This is a genomic window from Erythrobacter neustonensis (genome assembly GCF_001663175.1).
In the GTDB taxonomy this organism is placed as follows: Bacteria; Pseudomonadota; Alphaproteobacteria; order Sphingomonadales; family Sphingomonadaceae; genus Erythrobacter; species Erythrobacter neustonensis.
Genome location: NZ_CP016033.1, coordinates 173,185 through 189,732, shown reverse-complemented (window position 1 = coordinate 189,732; position 16,548 = coordinate 173,185). Strand labels below are relative to the sequence as shown.

General features: G+C 66.9%; 17 protein-coding genes. 8 read left to right on the top strand and 9 right to left on the bottom strand.

All coding sequences use genetic code 11. From position 1 onward, the window contains the following. The first annotated feature begins 58 nt into the window (after positions 1-58). The 5 genes from A9D12_RS00885 (at position 59) to A9D12_RS00870 (ending at position 4,217) form a co-directional block, all read left to right on the top strand. Positions 59-1,513, top strand: a complete 1,455-nt coding sequence (locus A9D12_RS00885; protein ID WP_068348804.1) for a cytochrome ubiquinol oxidase subunit I — start codon at positions 59-61, stop codon at positions 1,511-1,513. Continuing rightward, on the top strand, positions 1,513-2,508 hold the full coding sequence (gene cydB / locus A9D12_RS00880) for a cytochrome d ubiquinol oxidase subunit II (protein ID WP_068348801.1): 996 nt from the start codon (positions 1,513-1,515) through the stop codon (positions 2,506-2,508). The genes A9D12_RS00885 and cydB overlap by 1 nt, the downstream gene beginning before the upstream one ends. Then, complete coding sequence (locus A9D12_RS14375) at positions 2,508-2,642, top strand: DUF2474 family protein (protein WP_082925311.1); 135 nt, start codon at positions 2,508-2,510, stop codon at positions 2,640-2,642. The genes cydB and A9D12_RS14375 overlap by 1 nt, the downstream gene beginning before the upstream one ends. Before the next feature lie 56 nt (positions 2,643-2,698). Next, positions 2,699-2,989, top strand: a complete 291-nt coding sequence (locus tag A9D12_RS00875) for a DCC1-like thiol-disulfide oxidoreductase family protein (RefSeq protein ID WP_231889729.1) — start codon at positions 2,699-2,701, stop codon at positions 2,987-2,989. 61 nt (positions 2,990-3,050) lie between these two features. Continuing rightward, on the top strand, positions 3,051-4,217 hold the full coding sequence (locus tag A9D12_RS00870; protein WP_068348796.1) for an alpha-hydroxy-acid oxidizing protein: 1,167 nt from the start codon (positions 3,051-3,053) through the stop codon (positions 4,215-4,217). Here the strand turns inward: A9D12_RS00870 and A9D12_RS00865 are convergent, their stop codons facing one another. The 8 genes from A9D12_RS00865 to tsaD all read right to left on the bottom strand — a co-directional run bounded on the left by A9D12_RS00865 (position 4,218) and on the right by tsaD (position 12,338). After that, positions 4,218-5,669: an NAD-dependent succinate-semialdehyde dehydrogenase gene (locus tag A9D12_RS00865; protein WP_068348793.1), complete on the bottom strand. Its 1,452-nt coding sequence runs from the start codon at positions 5,667-5,669 to the stop codon at positions 4,218-4,220. 148 nt (positions 5,670-5,817) lie between these two features. Then, positions 5,818-6,828 (bottom strand): fumarylacetoacetate hydrolase family protein, encoded by a 1,011-nt coding sequence (locus A9D12_RS00860; protein ID WP_068348790.1) that lies wholly within the window; start codon positions 6,826-6,828, stop codon positions 5,818-5,820. A 25-nt stretch (positions 6,829-6,853) separates the two neighbouring features. Continuing rightward, on the bottom strand, positions 6,854-7,489 hold the full coding sequence (gene maiA, locus A9D12_RS00855) for a maleylacetoacetate isomerase (protein WP_068353301.1): 636 nt from the start codon (positions 7,487-7,489) through the stop codon (positions 6,854-6,856). Between the two features lie 131 nt (positions 7,490-7,620). Continuing rightward, a complete protein-coding gene (locus tag A9D12_RS00850) occupies positions 7,621-7,977 on the bottom strand; it encodes a response regulator (protein WP_068348788.1) in 357 nt (118 codons plus the stop codon). A 73-nt stretch (positions 7,978-8,050) separates the two neighbouring features. Further along, complete coding sequence (locus A9D12_RS00845; RefSeq protein ID WP_068348785.1) at positions 8,051-8,644, bottom strand: hypothetical protein; 594 nt, start codon at positions 8,642-8,644, stop codon at positions 8,051-8,053. Positions 8,645-8,686: 42 nt separating this feature from the next. Further along, a complete protein-coding gene (locus tag A9D12_RS00840; RefSeq protein ID WP_068348781.1) occupies positions 8,687-10,243 on the bottom strand; it encodes a lipopolysaccharide biosynthesis protein in 1,557 nt (518 codons plus the stop codon). Continuing rightward, positions 10,240-11,256 carry an NAD(P)H-dependent glycerol-3-phosphate dehydrogenase gene (locus A9D12_RS00835; RefSeq protein ID WP_068348778.1) on the bottom strand — a complete coding sequence of 339 codons (1,017 nt, stop codon included), beginning with the start codon at positions 11,254-11,256 and terminating at the stop codon, positions 10,240-10,242. The genes A9D12_RS00840 and A9D12_RS00835 overlap by 4 nt, the downstream gene beginning before the upstream one ends. Next, positions 11,253-12,338: a tRNA (adenosine(37)-N6)-threonylcarbamoyltransferase complex transferase subunit TsaD gene (gene tsaD / locus A9D12_RS00830; RefSeq protein WP_068348774.1), complete on the bottom strand. Its 1,086-nt coding sequence runs from the start codon at positions 12,336-12,338 to the stop codon at positions 11,253-11,255. Before tsaD ends, A9D12_RS00835 begins: the two co-directional genes overlap by 4 nt. A gap of 108 nt (positions 12,339-12,446) precedes the next feature. Here tsaD and hemC point away from each other — a divergent pair, with 108 nt between their 5' ends. From hemC to A9D12_RS00815, 3 genes are read left to right on the top strand one after another with little or no spacing between them, the layout of a single operon-like run. Next, positions 12,447-13,325: a hydroxymethylbilane synthase gene (hemC, locus tag A9D12_RS00825; RefSeq protein ID WP_068353298.1), complete on the top strand. Its 879-nt coding sequence runs from the start codon at positions 12,447-12,449 to the stop codon at positions 13,323-13,325. 2 nt (positions 13,326-13,327) lie between these two features. Beyond that, positions 13,328-14,038 (top strand): uroporphyrinogen-III synthase, encoded by a 711-nt coding sequence (locus A9D12_RS00820; protein WP_068348771.1) that lies wholly within the window; start codon positions 13,328-13,330, stop codon positions 14,036-14,038. A 60-nt stretch (positions 14,039-14,098) separates the two neighbouring features. After that, a complete protein-coding gene (locus A9D12_RS00815) occupies positions 14,099-14,998 on the top strand; it encodes an MICOS complex subunit MIC60 (RefSeq protein WP_068348768.1) in 900 nt (299 codons plus the stop codon). A gap of 203 nt (positions 14,999-15,201) precedes the next feature. On the opposite strand, the gene A9D12_RS00810 is transcribed toward A9D12_RS00815, so the two are convergent. Further along, on the bottom strand, positions 15,202-16,428 hold the full coding sequence (locus A9D12_RS00810) for a UbiH/UbiF/VisC/COQ6 family ubiquinone biosynthesis hydroxylase (protein WP_082925307.1): 1,227 nt from the start codon (positions 16,426-16,428) through the stop codon (positions 15,202-15,204). Between the last annotated feature and the right edge of the window lie 120 nt (positions 16,429-16,548).

Here is a 16,548-nt window from a genome sequence, read left to right as displayed (position 1 = left end):
GTATATCCCTTGCAGCCATTGCAATTGATCGATGGAGCCAAGGGACTAGCTGCCGACCATGCTTGAGAACCTCGACGCGCTGCTGCTGGCAAGGATCCAGTTCGCCTTCACGGTGAGCTTCCATTTCTTCTTCCCGGCCTTCTCGATCGGACTGGCGAGCTTTCTGGCAGTGCTCGAGGGCCTCTGGCTGAAGACGGGCAAGAGCGTTTATCTCGACCTGTTCAGATACTGGCTCAAGATCTTCGCGATCGCCTTTGCGATGGGCGTCGTCTCCGGGATCGTCATGTCCTACCAGTTCGGCACCAACTGGTCGGTGTTCTCTGACAAGGCCGGGCCGGTGATCGGGCCGCTGATGGCCTATGAGGTGCTCACCGCCTTCTTCCTCGAAGCGGGCTTTCTTGGCGTCATGCTGTTCGGCATGGAGAAGGTCGGCAAGAAGCTGCATTTCGCCGCAACGCTGATGGTGGCGCTGGGCACGTTCGTATCCGCGTTCTGGATCCTCAGCGTCAACAGCTGGATGCAGACGCCCACCGGCTATCTCGTCGGTGCGAACGGCCAGTTCCTGCCGGGCGACAGCTGGTGGGACATCGTCTTCAACCCCAGCTTCCCCTACCGTCTCGTCCACACCGTGATGGCCGCCTATCTCACCACCGCCTTCGTGGTGGGCGCAGTCGGAGCCTGGCACCTGCTCAAGGACAAGAGCAACCAGCACGCGCGCAAGATGTTCTCGATGGCGATGTGGATGGCTGCGATCGTCACGCCGGCGCAGATCTTCGCGGGCGACATGCATGGCCTCAACACGCTCGAATACCAGCCCGCCAAGGTGATGGCGATGGAAGGGCACTATCAAAGCCATCCCGATGGTGCCCCGCTGATCCTGTTCGGTATTCCCGACAGCGAGGCCAAGACCGTGCGCTACGCGATCGAGATCCCGAAGCTGTCTTCGCTCATCCTCAAGCACGATCTCGACGCGCCGATGGCGGGGCTCGACACCATTCCCGATGACCGCGAGCCGCCCGTGCCGGTGGTCTTCTGGAGCTTCCGGATCATGGTCGGCATCGGCTTTGCGATGCTGGGCGTGGGCCTGTGGAGCCTGTGGGGCCGGGTGCGCGGGCGGCTTTACGACATGCCCTGGCTTCACCGCGCGGCAGTATTGATGGGGCCGAGCGGGTTCGCCGCGGTGCTCGCCGGATGGATCACGACCGAAGTCGGCCGCCAGCCTTTCGTGATCTACGGCGTGCTGCGCACGGCTGATGCGGCAAGCCCACTCGATGCGCCGGCTGTCGCCGTTTCGCTGCTGGCCTTCATCCTCGTCTATTTCGCCGTCTTCGGCGTGGGCGTCTGGTATATCACCAAGCTCATGAGCAAGCCGCCACATCGGGGAGAGGAGGGTGTCGAGCGCGGCGATGACGGCCCGATCCGCACGGCCGGTATCACCCCGGGGCCGACGCAGAACCCCGGCAAAGCCCAGCCCCTGCCGACCGAGCGGCAGGGCCAAGAGGAGGACGCGTGATGGATCTCACCGTCGTCTGGGCCTTCATCATCGCCTTTGCGGTCTTTGCCTATGTGGTGATGGACGGGTTCGACCTTGGCATCGGTATCCTGTTCCCGACCTTCCGCGTCGGGCAGGGCCGCAACCGTGCGATGAACTCGATCGCGCCGGTGTGGGACGGGAACGAGACCTGGCTGGTGCTGGGGGGAGGGGGCCTGTTTGCCGCCTTCCCACTTGCCTATGCGGTGATCCTGCCCGCAACCTATCCGCTCATCATCGCGATGCTGCTCGGCTTGGTCTTCCGCGGGGTCGCGTTCGAATACCGCTGGCGGGATGCGGCGCATCAGAAGTTCTGGGACAATGCCTTCTTCGGCGGCTCGCTGGTCGCGGCGATGTCGCAGGGCATGATCCTCGGCGCGCTGTTGCAGGGGATCGAGGTCGAAGGCCGTGCCTATGCCGGCAGCTGGTGGGACTGGCTCACGCCCTATACCCTCCTCACCGGGCTCGGCACGGTCGCCGGCTATGCGCTCCTGGGCAGCACCTGGCTGATCTGGAAGCTCGACGAAGGCGTGCAGCGCCATGCGCGCTATGTCGCACGGCGCGCGGCGATCGCGACGATCGTGCTGATGGGCGCAGTGAGCGTCTACAATGTCGCGCTCAATGCCGAATATGCCGAACGCTGGCTGACCGCGCCCGAAATCTACTATGTGTTGCCGGTTCCGGTGATCACCGCGATCATCGCGATCTCGATGCTGCGCGCGATCGGATCGGAGCGCAATTCCAAGCCGTTCTGGCTGGCGATCGCGCTGTTCTTCCTCGGGATGGCCGGCCTCGGCGTAACGATCTTCCCCTATGTCGTGCCGCCGGGAATCACAATCTGGGATGCCGCCGCGCCCGAGCGCAGCCAGATCTTCATGCTGGTCGGTGTCGTGATCACGATGCCGCTGATCATCGCCTACACCGTCTGGGCCTATTGGGTGTTCCGCGGCAAGGTGGGCGAGGACGGATATCACTGATGCTCGCACCGCCGGAGAAACCGCCCGAAGCCCCCCTGTGGCAGCGGCTCTTGTGGATGGCCGGTATCTGGGCCGCGAGCGTCGCCGTGCTGGGCGCGGTGGCCTACATCATCCGCCTGTGGATCGCGCCGTGAGCCTCACCGTCTGGTATGACGGCGGCTGCCCGTTGTGCCTGCGCGAGATTGCGCTGATGCGAAAGCTTGATCGGCGCGGGGCAATCGATTTCGTCGATGTTGCCGCCGGCGCTGACCCCGCCTGTCCGATCGATCGCAAGGTGTTGCTGAGCCGTTTTCATGCGCGCGAGGCAGGCGTCATCTATTCGGGCGCGGCGGCGTTTGCTGCGATGTGGCGCGCGATCCCGCTGCTGCGACCGCTTGGGCTGGCCGCCCGCTGGTCGCCGGTGCTGCATGTGCTCGAAGCGGCCTATCTGCAATTCCTGAAGGTTCGGCCCCGCTTGCAACGTCTGGCCGCAGGACGATAATTCTTGCCCTCAACCGCCGCATCGGCTGATCTGCCCCCAACACACGGGAGAGACGGGCGCGATGACCTATTTTGGCGCGATGCAGAACGAGATTTACAATGCGGGCCTGCGCGGGGTGCTGCCCGCCTATCCGGTCGACTTCGCCACGCTGGAAAAGCGCGCGCATGAGGCCTTGGGGCCCAGCCTGACGAATTATGTCGCGGGCGGTTGCGGGGACGAGCATACGCAGGACCAGAACGCCGCCGCCTTCCGCCGCTGGGGCATGGTGCCGCGGATGATGGTCGACTGCTCGGCGCGCGACCTGTCGATCGAACTCTTCGGCCACCGCTATCCCACCCCGCTGTTCATGGCGCCGATCGGATTGAACGGCGAAGCCACACAGGACCGCCACGGCGACATTGCCGCAGCGCGGGCTTCGGCGCTGACGGGGGTGCCGTTCTGCGCATCGACGCTGGCGAACGATCCGATGGAGGATGTGAAGGCCGCCTGCGGGGAGACCCCTGCATGGTTCCAGCTCTACACGCCCAAGAACCGCGAACTGGCCATCAGCCTGATCCGGCGTGCGGAGAACGCGGGTTACAAGGCGCTGGTGGTGACGCTCGACACCTGGGTGACAGGCTGGCGCCCACGCGACCTCAACGCGTCGAATTTCCCACAACTGCGCGGAAAGGTCTTGCAGAACTACTTCACCGATCCCGTGTTCCGCTCGCTGCTGGCAAAGCCGCCAGAGGAGGATCCGGCGGCGGCAATCTTCACTTGGGCAGCTACCTTCGGGCAGGTGCTGACTTGGGACGATATCGCCTGGTTCAAGTCGGTGACCAAATTGCCGATCGTGCTCAAGGGGATCTGCCACCCCGACGATGCCCGGCTCGCGGTCGAACACGGGGCCGATGCGATCTATTGCTCGAACCACGGCGGGCGGCAGGCCAATGGCGGGATCGCGGCGATCGATTGCCTTGCCGATGTGGTCGAGGCCGCGGGCGATACGCCGGTGCTGTTCGACAGCGGCATTCGCTCGGGCAGCGATGCGGTCAAGGCGCTGGCGATGGGTGCGCGCGCGGTGGGCGTGGGGCGGCCCTATACCTATGGCCTCGCGCTCGGCGGGGCGGAGGGCGCAGCTTTCGTGCTGCGCGCCATCCTTGCCGAGGCCGACCTGCTGATGGCGGTCAACGGCTACCCCACGCTTGCCGCGGTGCGCGCCGCAGGCGTGCGGCGCACAGCGGGATAATCAGCCGCCCGCTTTGGCGAGCATCACCAGCTTGGTGTCGGTGAAGGCAAGGTAGCCTTCCTCGCCGCCTTCCGATCCGAACCCGCTGTCGCCCACCCCGCCGAACGGGGTTTCGGGCGAGGACACGATCAGCTGGTTGATCCCCACCATCCCGGCGCGCAGCGCGCGACCAAGATAGTGTGCTTCGTCGAGATCGGCCGAAAAGGCATAGGCGGCAAGCCCATAGCGCAGACCATTGGCGATGCCGACGGCGTTCTCGATCGTGTCGAAGGGGACGATCCCGGCGATCGGGCCGAAGGGTTCTTCGGTCATGAACCGGCTGTCGGGCGCGGGGTTGGCGATCACGGTGGGCGGGAAGAAGAAGCCCCTGCCGCCCATTGCCTTGCCGCCGGTCACGACCTCGCCGCGGTTGCCGCCGGTGTCGGCAACCACCTGTTCCATCGCGGAAATCCGACGGGCGTGGGCGAGCGGGCCCATCTCGACGCTGTCATCGATGCCGGCGTCACCCACCTTGATCCGGCTGGCGCGCTCGGCGAAATCGGCGACGAACTGATCGTAGACTTCGCGCGCGACGAGGAAGCGGGTGGGCGAGACGCAGACCTGCCCTGCGTTGCGGAACTTGGTTGCCGCACACATCGCGGCAGCGCGCGCGATATCGGCGTTTTTGCTCACGATAACAGGGGCATGACCACCAAGCTCAGGCGCGAAACGCTTCATGTGGGTAGCGGCCAATGCGCCCAGCTGCTTGCCGATCGCGGTCGATCCGGTGAAGCTGACCTTGCGGGTCACGGGCGAGGCGATGAGGTGTTCGGCAATCGGGCCGGGATCGCCATGGACGAGGTTGAGCACGCCTTCGGGCACCCCGGCATCGACAAAGCATTCGACCAGCAATTGCGCGGAAGCCGGCGTGTTTTCAGCGGGCTTGAAGATCGCGGTGCAGCCTGCCGCCAGTGCGCCGGCGATCTTCTTGGCGGGCAGGTTGACCGGGAAGTTCCACGGGGTGAGCAGGACAGCCGGGCCGATCGGTTCGTGCGTCACCATCTGCGCGATCAGCTGCCCCCCGCGGACCGGGATCATCCGCCCGCCGCGGCGCTTGGCCTCTTCGCCAAGGAAATCAATCACATCGGCAGAGCCTGCGATCTCGCCCACCGCCTGTGCATGGGGCTTGCCCATTTCGGCGGTGACGACCTTGGCGATCACGGGCGCGCGTTCGCGCAGCAGATCGGCGGCGCGGCGTAGGATCGCGTAGCGTTCGGCCCCCGGGGTCGCGCTCCAGCGGGGGAAGGCATCACCTGCCGCCTTGAGCGCGGCATCGAGCTGGCCGGTCGACGCCTTGGGGCACTGCCCGATTACATCCCCGGTGGCCGGATTGATCACATCCATCGAGCCTGCCTCGCCGGTTGCGGTCCACTGGCCGGCGATGAACAGTTTGAGCGTTGGGTAGGCAGTCATCGGAAGATCCTCGAAAAGTCAGGGGGCAATGTTTCACGTGAAACGTTGCAAAAAGCGGGGGTCAAAAACGATCAGGGCGGGGTCTGGAAGGGGTCAAAGCGGGGGCAAGCGGGGATCAGAACGGGTCTGAACCCCCGCAAAATGCGCATCAGACGGCGACGACCTTCTGTTCGATCGCGCCGAACATCGAATGGTTGTGCGCATCGCGCATCTCGATCCGCACCGTGTCGCCCGGCTGCATGAAGGGCGTGGTCGCAGCGCCGCCTTCGATCGTTTCGATCATGCGGATTTCGGCGATGCACGAATAGCCCGCGCCGCCTGCCGCTACGGGCTTGCCCGCGCCGCCATCGGCGCCCTTGTTCGATACCGTGCCCGTGCCGATCACCGTGCCCGCGCCAAGATTGCGCGTCCTGGCGGCATGCGCGACCAGTTGAGCGAGATTGAAGGTCGCATCCTGCCCGGCATTCGCGCGGCCGAAGGGCTGGCCGTTGTAATCGACCATCAGCGGCAGGTGGATCAGGCTGTCCTGCCACGCATCGCCCAGTTCATCGGGCGTGACTGCAACGGGCGAGAACGCGCTGGCAGGCTTCGACTGGAAGAAGCCGAAACCCTTTTCCAGTTCGGCAGGGATCAGCCCGCGCAAGGACACGTCGTTGACCAGCATCAGCAGCTTGATGTGGCCCGCCGCGTCCTCTGCCGAGCAGCCCATCGGCACATCGTCGGTTATGCACGCGATCTCGCCTTCCATGTCGCAGCCCCACGCGACATCGCCCAGCGGGATGTCCTGCCGCGGGCGCAGGAAGGTGTCCGATCCGCCCTGATACATCAGCGGGTCCGCATAGAAGCTTTCGGGCACCTTGGCCCCGCGCGCCTGCCGGACGAGTTCGACATGGTTGATATAGGCGCTGCCATCGGCCCACTGGTAGGCGCGCGGCAGGGGCGAGAGCGCCTGGCGTTCGTGGAAGCGTTCGCATGGCACGGTTTCATGTTCGACATCGCGCGCAAGCACTTCGAGTTCGGGCGCAACGCGCTCCCAGTTGTCGAGCGCATATTGCAGCGTCGGGGCGATGTATCCCGCCGCACAGCAGCGCGTCAGGTCTTTCGACACCACCACCAGCATTCCGTCGCGGGTGCCGTTGTCGAGGGTTGCGAGCTTCATAGATGGTTCCTCCCGGTGGTTGTGCTTATGCGGCGTCGATCTGGCGGTCGGGATGCGCTGCGGCAAAGGCCGGAAGCGCGAGACAGGCCGCCTCGATGCGGGTGAGATGCGGGCTGTCGCCCAGATCGTAATCGAACCGCCGCGCGTTCGCGAGTTGCGGGATCGCGACGATTTCGAACAGGCCGGGCGCATCGCCGTGGAGGAAATCGCCCGTCTTGAGCTGCGCCAGCCGCGTCTCGACGGGGTCGAGCGTGCGCTTGAGCCAGGTGCGATACCAGGTGTCGATCTCGTCCTGCGAATGGCCGAGCGGATCCTTGAGGTATTTGAGCACCGGCAGATTGTTCACCGCGTGAATTTCGGTCGCGATGGCATAGGCCAGTTCGCGCACTGTGTAGCGCGCTTCGATATCGGCGGGCAGGAAGGCGGGCGAGGGGTAGGCTTCATCAAGCCATTCAAGCAGCGCCATGGACTGCGCGCGGTCGCGGCCATCGGCTTCGAGCATGGGGAGCGAGCCGAACGGGTTGCGCTGCGTGAAGGCGGCGTCCTTGTTCGCGCCGGTGCGCAGGTCGACCGGCACATTGTCATAGGCGAGGCCCTTCAGATTGAGGGCGATGCGCAGGCGGTAGGATGTCGAGGAGCGGAAGTAGCCGTAAAGTGTCATCGTGCTCATCCCCCTGCCATCGCAGGGTTGGGCCAAGCGGGCAAGGGGATGCGCGGCCAGCCAACGCACAAGAGGTGCGCTTGCGCTGAAGGGCGGGGTGTGCGGCGCAAGACAGCGCCGCAGGATGCACGTCAGACCCGGGTGAGAACGCCGCTGACCGTGTCGAGCAGCATCGCCGGCGGGCAGGGTTTGGCCAGCGTCGTCGCGCGGGGAAAGCGGACCGACAGCGCGTGGGTATCTTCGGGCGCGGAGTGCAGGATCACCGGCACATCATCGTCCATCAGTTTCTGCGCCAGTTCGAGGCTGAGCCCGTCGGCCAGTTCGATATCGAGTACCGCCAGATCGGGGCGTTCCTTCTGACAGGCGAGCATTGCCGAAGACACCCCGGCATGCGGGCCTTCGACCTCGTAGCCGGCTTCTTCGAAGGTATCGCAAAGATCGAAGCCGGTGATGAATTCGTCTTCGGCCAACAAGATCCGTAAAGGCATCGACTGTCTCCTGCGATTGCGAATCCCAAGCGACAGGTTGTATCACGGTTTGGACGTCAAGCTGCGTGCAAATTCATCCATTCCTGCCGAACTGGCTGGCGAAACCCGGCTCGTCGCCCGCAGCGAGCAACTGGGCTTGCGCGACCCATTGATCGCGGGTGATCCGACCGGCGAACCGCCCCATTTTTGCGTCGATCCGCTCGACTTCCTCGGGGGTGAGCGCGGCGATCTGGGCGAAGGTGCTGATCCCGAATTCGCCGAGCAACGCCGCGATTTTGGGGCCCAATCCCTTGATCCGGGTCAGATCGTCGCCGCTGCCGGGGGCCGCGATGGGCGCATCGGCAGCGGGGGCGGGCGCAGGTGGGATTTCGGGGCCGGCTTCGGCATCGGTGCCCAGCGGGGCGGCGGCGGTGGGTTGCGCATTGGCGGCGGCGGTCAGCTCGCCGAAGGACACATCCATCGCGCGCGGCGCATCGATCAGCGCCTGGTTGCGCGGCGCAGGCGCAGCGCCTTCGGCCAGCACGTCGCGCGCGAGCGGGGTGTCGGTCTCGTCGGTGATCACGCGCGCCTTGCGGTTGAGGCGGGTGAGCACCACCAGCGCGATCACCAGCAGCAGCGCGGCACAGGCGATCAGGATCAGCGGGAGATTGGCGGTGATGTCGGCCATGATGGCGAAGGTCTCCGGTCGGGTTGCGGGTATCGTGCAGGTTTAAACGGTCGAGACGGGATCGGGTTCACTGGCGGGGGCGTCTTGTTTGCGGAACAGCACCTTGTCGTCCTCCGAAAAGCCGCGTCGCCAGATCACCAGCGCATAGACGCCGAGCACCGCAGGGATGCCGAGCAGCAGCTCGATCCATTCGGGCATGAAGGTGAAGGCATAGCCCACCACCACCGCGGGCGCGGCGGCATGCACCAGCGCCCAGCGCCAGTTGCCGATGCTTGCGCCGAGCAGGCGGGACAGGAGCAGCGATTTGACGAGGCTCGACACCGCGAGCGCGACCAGCAGCGCGCCCGCCGCGCCGGCGGCCTGGAACCCCTGGCCAAGCCCGTAATGCTGCGCGATCAGGATAAAGGCGATGGTCAGCACCGCCTGCAATGCGATGATCGCGACCGACAGCGCCAGATTGCGCTTGCGCGCGATATAGACCAGCACGCTTTCGGACACGACCGCCATCGAGGCGGCAACTTCGGCAGCAAGCAGCAGCGCCAGCGCGGCGGTGCCCGCGACGTAATCCGGGCCCCACAAGCCCATCACCGCCTCGCCCGGCACGCCCAGCACCAGCGCGATGCCAAGCTGGACCGCGATGATCCAGAACCCCACCTGTCGCACCTGCGCCGCGATCGCGCCCATATTGCCGATCCGCAGGTTCTTGGTGATGACCGGCGACAGGATCGGCTCGAAACTGGTTTTGAGCTTCTGCGGGAGCGAGGCGATCTGCTGCGCGGCGTAATAGATCCCGACCGCCTGCGGGGGCGCGAACAGGCCGAGGATGAAGATGTCGAGCAGCCGCGTGCCGCGCTCGATCGCGTCGGCACCGATGATCGGGAAGGCGCGGCTGGATATCTTCGCCAGCGCACGCGCCTGCGGGTGCCAGCCCTTGGGCAGGCCATAGCTGCGCAGGAACGGCCACAGCGCGGTGAGAAGCCCGGCATAGATCGAGGCGATGAAGGCGAGTGCCAGACCCGCCTCGCGGGTGGCGGGGATGAAGAAGAACACGCCTGCGGCAATCGAGATCGTCCACGGCTCGACCACCGCGCGCGCGCGGACCGTGGTGGCGATATCGAAGCGGTAGGCCTGGGCCGCGAGCAGGATTTCAGTGACGGCAAAGGCCGGGATCGTCGCCACCAGCCAGATGTCGAGGGGGGAGTTCATCCCGTTGGGGAACATCGGGTCGGGGAAAGCGAGCAGCACCGCGGCGGCGACCGCGGAATAGCCGAGCGCGAGCAGCAGCCCGTCATAGACGAGGTTCGTTTCGCGCGCGCGGTCCTCGCCCGCGCCGACCGACAATCGCTGCGCCAGCCCGCGCTTTTCGCCCAGCGAACAGATCAGCGCGACGATCTCGATCAGCACCAGCGCCGAGGCGAAGCGCCCCAGCGCCTCGGCCCCGTAGAGGCGCGTCGCGATGACGAGGAAGGGGATCCGCGCGATCAGCCGGACGACGAAGCCCAGCGTGTTGGTGCGCCCGCCCTTGGCCAGCGCGGCCAGATCGCCGCTGTCGTCCGCAGCCGGTGCGGACGCGGGCGGGGCGGCGCCGGCGGGTGTCACGCGGTCAGATCCCCGGCATCGCTTTCGAGTTCGGCGCGCAAGGGGCGGGCGAGCAGATCGGCGACCACGGCGCGCGCATCGGCGCCCCTGAGGATCGCGTCGACCGCCGCGACGATCGGCATCGCCACCCCGCGGCGCTGCGCCAGATCGGCGAGCACGGGCGCAGTGTGCGCGCCTTCGGCCACGGTGCGGCGGTCGGCCATCAGATCGGCGGCGAGGGCGCCTTCGCCCAACGCCTTGCCAAGGCTGAAATTGCGGCTCGACGTGCTCGAACAGGTCAGCACCAGATCACCGAGGCCGCACAGGCCCGACAATGTCTCGGTCTCGGCGCCCAGCGCCTCGCCGAAGCGCAGCATTTCGGAAAAGCCGCGCGCGATCAACGCGGCGCGCGCGTTCTGCCCGAGGTTGAGCCCGTCGACCACGCCGCACGCAATCGCCAGCACGTTCTTGACCGCGCCGCCGATCTCCGCGCCGGTCACATCGTCCGAATAATAGGGGCGGAAGGCAGGCCGCGCGATCGCCGGGGCCAAGCGTTCCCACTGCGCCCGTCCGCCCTCGCAGGCGAGCGTGACCGCGGTCGGCAGGCCGGCGGCGACTTCATGCGCGAAGGTCGGGCCCGAAAGCACCGCGATGGTGCTGCCCGGTGCAGCTTCGCGCGCGGCATCGTTCATCAACCGCCCGCTGCCCGCCTCGATCCCCTTGGAACATAGCACCAGATCGCGCGGGCTGCGCGCAAGGCCCGCGAGCACTTTGCCCAAAACCTGGGCAGGCGTAACGACGAGCACGGTATCGAGTGCCGCAAAATCGGGCAGGTCGCAGGTTGCACGGATGGTGGGCGACAGCGAGGCCGATGGAAGATACAGCGGATTGCGGTGTTCGGCATTGATCGCGGCGACCACTTCGGGCTCATACGCCCACAGCAGCACATCGCGCCCGTCGCTGCTCAACATTTGGGCAAGCGCGGTGCCCCATGAGCCCGCGCCGATCACGCCGATGGCGGGAGCCGCGCTCATGCCTTGGCTCCTGCACCGCGCACGGCCTCTGCCGCAGGGTCGAGCGGCCAGCGCGGGCGCGCGACGAAATCGAGCGGGTCGCCCGCAAAATCATCGCCATCGCGCGCGATCCGTTCAAGCCCCGCCCAGGCGATCATCGCGGCATTATCGGTGCACAGCGCCAGCGGCGGCGCGGAAAAGCGCATTGCGTGCTCGCCTGCGAGCGTTTCGAGCGCGGCGCGCACGGTCTTGTTCGCGGCGACCCCGCCGGCGACCACCAATGCCGGCATGGGGCCGGTTTCGCGCAGTGCGCGCGTCAGCCGGTCGATCAGGCAGTCGACCGCGGCCTGCTGGAAACTGGCGGCGATATCGGCAGGGCTGTACGCGCCGCTTTGCACCGCGCGCAGCACTGCGCTTTTGAGACCGGCAAAGCTGAAATGCGGCTCGGCCGAACCCTTCAAGGGGCGGGGCAGCGGAACGGCGCGCGGGTCGCCTTCGAGCGCCAGCCGCTCGACCGCAGGGCCGCCGGGATAGCCGAGGCCCAGGATCTTGGCGGTCTTGTCGAAGGCTTCGCCCAGCGCATCGTCGATCGTGGTGGCAAGGCGGCGGTATTGCCCGACGCCTTCGACGGCGAGGATCTGGCAATGCCCGCCCGATACCAGCAACAGGAGATAGGGAAAGGCGAGATCGCGATCGGCCAGCCGGGGGGAAAGCGCGTGGCCTTCAAGGTGGTTGACCGCGAGCAGCGGCTTGTCCGAAGCCATCGCCAATGCCTTGGCGCTGACCAGCCCGACCATCACCCCGCCGATCAGCCCGGGGCCCGCGGTTGCGGCAATCGCGTCGACATCGTCGAGGCTCACGTCCGCTTCGCCCATGACCTTGGCGATCATCGGCGCCAAGCGTTCCGCATGCGCGCGCGCGGCGATTTCGGGAACGACCCCACCATAGGGCGCGTGTTCGGCTTCCTGGCTGGCGATCGCCTGCGCCACGATCGTCCCGTCGCCGCGAACCAGCGCGACCGCGGTTTCATCGCAGCTTGATTCAATTCCCAGAACCAGCGGTCCGATCGCAGGTTCGTGCAAGGTGTGTGTGACCGATCCCATCGGCCTTCCATCTAATGCGTGTGAAGGCTAGAGCAAGCGCGCATGACGACAAGCATCCCAGCACCGGCGCCGCTGTTGCGCCTTGGCACCCGCAATTCGCCGCTGGCGATGGCGCAGGCCCGTGAAACCCGCGCGCGGCTGTGCGCGGCGCACGGCTGGGACGAGGATGCGGTCGAGCTTGTCCCGGTGCTTGCCAGCGGCGACAAGGTGCTCGACCGGCCGCTGTCGGAAATCGGCGGCAAGGCGCTGTGGACCAAGGAACTCGACCAATGGCTGGGCGAGGGGCGGATCGACCTGTCGGTGCATTCGGCCAAGGATGTCGAGACGATCCGGCCCGATGTTTTCCATTTCCCCGCCTTCCTGCCGCGCGCCGACCGGCGCGATTGTCTGGTCGGGGCCGCCAGCCTTGCCGATATTCCCCACGGCGCGGTCGTCGGCACCAGCGCGCCGCGCCGCGCGGCGCAATTGCTGAACCTCAGGCCCGATTGCAAGGTCGTGACCTTCCGCGGCAATGTGGCGACCCGGCTGAAGAAGCTGGCCGAGGGGGAGGCGGATGTCACCTTCCTTGCCGCCGCCGGTCTCGAACGGCTCGACCAGACCGAGGCCGGCACCGCGCTGGGGGCGGAGGAGTGGATCCCTGCCGCAGCCCAAGGCGTGATCGCGATCGAATGCCGCGCCGATGATGCGCGCACCACCGAATGGCTCGCCGCGATCGACCACGCGCCGACCCGCGCCGAGCTTGAAGCCGAACGCGCGCTGCTGGCCGCATTGGGGGGCACCTGCCATTCGCCGGTCGCGGTGATCTGCGTGCTGGCGGGCGACACGCTGACGATGCGCGCGGCACTGTTCAGCCCTTGCGGGGCCGAGCGGATCGAAGGCACGGTGCATTTCACGATCGGCGAACTTGATGCGGTGCGCGGACTTGCCGCGGATCTGCTGGCGCGCGCGCCCGCCGCGATTGCGGACCATTTCCGCGCAGGCGATTGACCATGCAGGTGCTTGCGCTGCGGCCCGAACCGGGACTTGCGGCAACAATCGCCAGAGCGCGCGCGGGCGGGCTGGAAATCGCCGGCTGCGCGCTGTCGGCCATCGAAAGCGTCACGTGGGACTGCCCCGATCCGGCAGGGTTCGACGGGCTGCTGATCGGCAGCGCGAACGCGATCCTGCACGGCGGGCCAAACCTTGCGCGGCTTATGGACAAGCCTGTCTTTGCCGTGGGCGAAGCGACCGCGGCCGCCGCGCGCGCGGCTGGGTTTAAGATCGCGATGACGGGGAGCGGCGGCCTGCAAGGCGTGCTCGACGCGATTACCGGACCGCGACACCTTTTGCGCATCGCGGGCGAGGAGCGGATCGTGCTTTATCCGCCGGGCGGCGTGACATTTGCCGAAGTCGTCGCCTATCGCAGTATCGCGCGCCCGCTCGACCCGGCAGCCGCGCTGCTGGCGGGGGGCGATGCGCTGGTGCTGCTCCATTCGGCGGCGACCGCGGCGCATTTTGCCGAGGAATGCGAGCGGCTTGGCCTGCCGCGCGGGGCGATAGCGCTCGCCGCGCTCGGCCCGCGGATTGCGGCGGCGGCAGGGGCGGGGTGGGCCGCGGTCCACACCGCCGCGCAGCCCGACGAAGCCAGTCTCATGCAATTGGTGTTTGACTTGTGCGGCAAGCCGCGCTCCATTCCCGCCAAGCCGCCCGGGGCCGCCTGACCGACAGGCGTGCAAGGCAGGCAAAACCAGAACTCGAATGGGTCGCAAGAACGGATCGCAATGGCATCGCAGCCCGAACCATCTTCCTATGATATTCCCGCAAAGCCGCGTTCGGCCCGTCCGCTGATTTTCGCTGCATTGCTTGCCTTTGCGGCTGGCGGCGGGCTGGTGGGCTGGGTGATGTGGCACAATCTGGGGCCTCAGAGCGCCGCGCCTGCGCGCACGGCGGGGGTGCAGTCCGGCAGCGGGCCCGCGCTCACCGCCAGCGCGACGCCGATCGTCGCCGCCGCGATGAAGGCCGAACAGGCCGCCGAACGCGTGGCCGAACAGCAGGGCGGGATCGACCAGCGGCTGGCGGCGGCCGAACAGCGCCTCACCCGGCTCGATCTTCAGGCGCAGGCCGCCGCGGGCAATGCCGCGCGCGCCGAAAGCCTGCTGATCGCGTTCGCCACGCGCCGGTCGCTCGAACGCGGGGCCGAGCTTGGCTATCTCGCCGACCAGCTGCGGCTGCGCTTCGGCGACCAGTGGCCCAATGCTGTGCGTACGATTATCGATTTTTCGCGCAATCCCGTCCGGCTCGACAGCCTGACCGCGCGGCTTGAGGGGTTGAGCCCGCAACTGAACGAAAGCGCCGAGGGGCCATCGTGGGGCGCGTTCAAGCGCGAATTCAAGCAATTGTTCGTCTTCCGCCGCCAGACCACGCCCTCGCCGCAGCCGCAAAAGCGGATGGAGCGCGCGCGCTGGGCGCTCGAACAGGGGCGCCTGTCGGCCGCAATCGAGGAAGTGCGCGGGATGCCGGGGGCGGCCAAGGCGCAAAGCTGGATCGCGGATGCCGAACGCTATCGCAAGGCGATGGAGGCTTTGGAAGTGATCGAAACCGCCGCAGTGCTCGACCAGCGCGGCCTGCGCGACGGGGCGGGCAACCCGGTGCAGCAATCGAGCCCGCTTGTGCGGCCGTAAACCCATCCGCCGCCATCGGCAGCGCAAGTCTCGTATTCCGCCCCGTGTTGGAGACACATGAGACAGTGTCCAGAAGGCAAATAACCTGATCCTGAGCGCGGCGTTCGGGCAGGAATGCTGAATGGCGGTCGCGGCGGGTCATGCGCCGCGATCCTGTCAGCGCAGGGGCGAGTAGGAAAGCGCGCCCTGCCGCGCCTGCGCCTCTACCCCCGCAGCAGTTCCGGCAGATCGCCCGACACGCCGCGCGCCTCGTCCATGAAGAAGCTTTTGAGCATCGGCGTGCGCTGCACCGCGGCCATGCCGATGCGGCGCACCGCGCTTGCGGTCTTACCCGGCACGCCGAACAGGCGGGTGAGGCCATCGGTGGCGAGCGCCACCATGAAGCTGTCGAGCCCGCGCCAGTTCTCATAGCGCTTGAGCAATTCGGGATCGCCCGGATCGAGGCCCAGCCGCGCGCCGTCCGCCAGCACTTCGACCAGCGCGCCGACATCGCGCAGGCCCAGATTCAGGCCCTGTCCCGCGATCGGGTGAATGCCGTGCGCGCTGTCACCGATCAGCGCGAGGCGCTCGCCCGTGATCTTGGCGGTGTGGTGGAAACCCAACGGATAGCTCGACCGCTGGCCCACCGTCAGCACCTTGCCTAGGACGCCGCCCATGCGCTTTTCGACCTCGGCAAGGAAAGCGCGGTCGCCCAGTTTGGTGACGCCGGCCGCATCGCTTTCCGATACCGTCCACACCAGCGAGCAGCGGTGCGTGCCATCGGCATCGTCGTTGAGGGGGAGCAGCGCGAAAGGCCCTGCCGGATAGAAGATTTCCCATGCGACATTGCCGTGGGGCTTTTCATGGGTGAGGCCGCAGATGATCGCGCGGTGCTTGTAATCCCACTTGGCAATCGCAATCCCGGCCTGATCGCGGGTGGGCGACTGGCGCCCCTCGGCGGCGATCATCAGGCTGCCCTTGAGCTTCTGCCCGTCTGCCAGCACTGCGGCGACGCCGTATTCGCTGCGCTGGCGCTCGGTCACGCAGGCCTTGGCGACCCAGTTGATAAGTGGCTCCTTGGCCGCCGCCTCGAACAATGCCAGCCGCAGGCGGCGGTTGGGGAACATCCGCCCGAGCGTGCCGCCCTCGTCACCGGGATCGAAATCGAGCCGTCCGGGCTTCTGCTGGTCGGTCACCGCAATCGCCGCGATATCGCAGGCGAATTGTTCAAGCCCCTCGGCGATGCCGATATTCTCGAACAGGTGCCAGCTTGCGGTCGAGATCGCGGTGGCGCGGTCATCGAAGCCTTCGGCGGTGAGTTCGGCCGGGTCTGCGCGGTCGATCACGTGGCTCGACAGGCCCTTTTTCGCCGCGGCGAGCGCGAGCGCCATGCCCACCAGTCCCCCGCCGAGGATTACAAGATCGCGGGGTTCGTTTGCACTCTGTGTCACCGTATCGGCTCCGATTGCGAAGTTGCAGCGGCGAGCCTAGATGCCTTGCCGTGGCCTGCGCAAGAACCTTCACCGCCCCGATCCGTCAATTGCTTGCATGCTGGCTTGCGCTGATCGCAA

What these genes read in the sequence shown, in the direction of transcription:
- A9D12_RS00885 (WP_068348804.1), top strand. Translation starts at nt 59, where the DNA reads ATGCTTGAGAACCTCGACGCGCTGCTGCTGGCAAGGATCCAGTTCGCC.
- cydB (WP_068348801.1), top strand. Translation starts at nt 1,513, where the DNA reads ATGGATCTCACCGTCGTCTGGGCCTTCATCATCGCCTTTGCGGTCTTT.
- A9D12_RS14375 (WP_082925311.1), top strand. Translation starts at nt 2,508, where the DNA reads ATGCTCGCACCGCCGGAGAAACCGCCCGAAGCCCCCCTGTGGCAGCGG.
- A9D12_RS00875 (WP_231889729.1), top strand. Translation starts at nt 2,699, where the DNA reads ATGCGAAAGCTTGATCGGCGCGGGGCAATCGATTTCGTCGATGTTGCC.
- A9D12_RS00870 (WP_068348796.1), top strand. Translation starts at nt 3,051, where the DNA reads ATGACCTATTTTGGCGCGATGCAGAACGAGATTTACAATGCGGGCCTG.
- A9D12_RS00865 (WP_068348793.1), bottom strand. Translation starts at nt 5,669, where the DNA reads ATGACTGCCTACCCAACGCTCAAACTGTTCATCGCCGGCCAGTGGACC.
- A9D12_RS00860 (WP_068348790.1), bottom strand. Translation starts at nt 6,828, where the DNA reads ATGAAGCTCGCAACCCTCGACAACGGCACCCGCGACGGAATGCTGGTG.
- maiA (WP_068353301.1), bottom strand. Translation starts at nt 7,489, where the DNA reads ATGACACTTTACGGCTACTTCCGCTCCTCGACATCCTACCGCCTGCGC.
- A9D12_RS00850 (WP_068348788.1), bottom strand. Translation starts at nt 7,977, where the DNA reads ATGCCTTTACGGATCTTGTTGGCCGAAGACGAATTCATCACCGGCTTC.
- A9D12_RS00845 (WP_068348785.1), bottom strand. Translation starts at nt 8,644, where the DNA reads ATGGCCGACATCACCGCCAATCTCCCGCTGATCCTGATCGCCTGTGCC.
- A9D12_RS00835 (WP_068348778.1), bottom strand. Translation starts at nt 11,256, where the DNA reads ATGAGCGCGGCTCCCGCCATCGGCGTGATCGGCGCGGGCTCATGGGGC.
- tsaD (WP_068348774.1), bottom strand. Translation starts at nt 12,338, where the DNA reads ATGGGATCGGTCACACACACCTTGCACGAACCTGCGATCGGACCGCTG.
- hemC (WP_068353298.1), top strand. Translation starts at nt 12,447, where the DNA reads ATGGCGCAGGCCCGTGAAACCCGCGCGCGGCTGTGCGCGGCGCACGGC.
- A9D12_RS00820 (WP_068348771.1), top strand. Translation starts at nt 13,328, where the DNA reads ATGCAGGTGCTTGCGCTGCGGCCCGAACCGGGACTTGCGGCAACAATC.
- A9D12_RS00815 (WP_068348768.1), top strand. Translation starts at nt 14,099, where the DNA reads ATGGCATCGCAGCCCGAACCATCTTCCTATGATATTCCCGCAAAGCCG.